Here is a 336-nt window from a genome sequence, read left to right as displayed (position 1 = left end):
CAGTCTAGAGATTTCGCCCATTGCCGTCCCACGACCATGGTCGTATGAGAAGCCTCTCGGTAGAGCCGTTGATCCGGATCAACAAAAAGAAAGCCCCGGTAGATGCTTACCGGGGCTTTCTTTATATCGGCGGGTTTGCTGCCGTGTTCTATTCCACTGCCTTGACCATGTCTTCGATGACCTTCTTGGCGTCACCGAATACCATCATGGTTTTGTCCAGGTAGAACAGTTCGTTATCCAGGCCGGCGTAGCCACTGGCCATCGAGCGCTTGTTGACGATGATGGTCTTGGCCTTGAACGCTTCGAGAATCGGCATGCCGGCAATGGGCGACTTGG

1 protein-coding gene is annotated in these 336 nt (G+C 53.9%); it reads right to left on the bottom strand.

The genetic code is table 11. From position 1 onward, the window contains the following. Positions 1–148: 148 nt before the first annotated feature. The coding region (locus tag QWI17_RS00910) for an NAD(P)(+) transhydrogenase (Re/Si-specific) subunit beta (RefSeq protein WP_302720606.1) at positions 149–336 on the bottom strand (188 nt) is incomplete at its 5' end.

It is taken from the genome of Gilvimarinus gilvus (assembly GCF_030518155.1).
Lineage (GTDB): Bacteria > Pseudomonadota > Gammaproteobacteria > Pseudomonadales > Cellvibrionaceae > Gilvimarinus > Gilvimarinus gilvus.
The sequence above is the reverse complement of the archived record's forward strand: the minus strand, read 5'-3'. Positions and strand labels throughout refer to the sequence as shown.